A 1425-nucleotide genomic window follows, 5' to 3' on the forward strand; every position below is an offset into this window, starting at 1 on the left:
GACGGCAGATTTACAGTCTGCTCCCTTTGGCCGCTCGGGAACCCCACCGGACTTGATGGTGCCGACTACCGGAATCGAACTGGTGACCTACTGATTACAAGTCAGTTGCTCTACCTACTGAGCTAAGTCGGCATCAAGTAGCGCGCATTCTATGGATACCTGCGCGGTCATGCAACTAAAAATTTGCATAAAACGTTCTTTCGCTCACATTTTATGCGAACAGCGCATTGAGCGCTGTAAAAGTAGTCATTCACGGTCAAATATTCAACATATCAGTGTGATTTGCACCGTATACACCGTAGCGTGACGGCTTCCGCGTTACGCAGCGCTTTCCATCTTTTTTCTTATTATTCCTGTCATCTGGTGTTAACCTCCTGCCCATTGTCCAAAATTAACTGTGTGATGAGCCACGATCCGGCAGTTGTGATGCTGGCTCAATGAAGCATGCTTATGAGCAAAAAAGAGCAAACGTTAATGACGCCTTACCTTCACTTTAACCGCAGTCAATGGGCTGCCCTGCGTGATTCCGTCCCTATGACGCTGACGGAAGGTGAAATCGCACGGTTAAAAGGGATAAACGAAGATCTGTCCCTGGAAGAGGTGGCAGAAATTTATCTCCCCCTCTCTCGCTTGCTTAACTTCTATATCAGTTCCAACCTGCGTCGTCAGGCGGTGCTGGAGCAGTTCCTCGGAACCAACGGTCAACGCATTCCTTATATCATCAGTATTGCCGGCAGCGTGGCCGTGGGTAAAAGCACCACCGCACGTGTCCTGCAGGCGCTGTTGAGCCGTTGGCCCGAGCACCGCAGCGTAGAGTTGATCACCACCGACGGTTTCCTGCATCCGAACGAAGTATTAAAAGAACGCGGGCTGATGAAGAAGAAAGGCTTCCCGCTCTCTTATGATATGCACCGCCTGGTGAAATTTGTCTCCGATCTGAAATCTGGTGTGCCTCACGTGACGGCGCCGGTCTACTCACACCTGATCTATGATCGCATTCCGGGTGGGGATAAAACCGTGGTCCAGCCGGATATCCTGATTCTGGAAGGTTTGAACGTGCTGCAAAGCGGCATGGATTATCCTCACGATCCGCATCATGTCTTTGTCTCAGATTTCGTCGATTTCTCTATTTATGTCGATGCGCCGGAAGACCTTCTGCAAAACTGGTACATCAACCGCTTCCTGAAGTTCCGTGAAGGGGCGTTCACTGACCCGGACTCCTATTTCCACCACTATGCTCAGCTATCTGAAGAAGAAGCGATCAATGTGGCCACGGGGCTGTGGAAAGAGATCAACTACGTGAACCTCAAAGAGAACATCCTGCCCACACGCGAGCGTGCAAGCCTGATCCTCACCAAGAGCGAGAAGCACGCCGTTGACCAGATTCGCTTGCGGAAGTAAGTCATCACGCAGACATAAAAAAAA

The 1425-nt window shown here is 50.5% G+C and carries 1 protein-coding gene and 1 tRNA gene; one reads left to right on the forward strand and one right to left on the reverse strand.

All coding sequences use genetic code 11. From position 1 onward, the window contains the following. Positions 1 to 56: 56 nt before the first annotated feature. Positions 57 to 132 (reverse strand) — tRNA-Thr (locus LDK53_RS22455). Between the two features lie 318 nt (positions 133 to 450). On the opposite strand from LDK53_RS22455, the gene coaA reads away from it, so the two are divergent. After that, positions 451 to 1401 (forward strand): type I pantothenate kinase, encoded by a 951-nt coding sequence (coaA, locus tag LDK53_RS22460; RefSeq protein WP_025759195.1) that lies wholly within the window; start codon positions 451 to 453, stop codon positions 1399 to 1401. Positions 1402 to 1425: the final 24 nt, after the last annotated feature.

This window comes from Enterobacter sp. K16B, assembly GCF_020216105.1.
Classification (GTDB): Bacteria; Pseudomonadota; Gammaproteobacteria; order Enterobacterales; family Enterobacteriaceae; genus Enterobacter; species Enterobacter sichuanensis.

What these genes read in the sequence shown, in the direction of transcription:
- coaA (WP_025759195.1), top strand. Translation starts at nt 451, where the DNA reads ATGAGCAAAAAAGAGCAAACGTTAATGACGCCTTACCTTCACTTTAAC.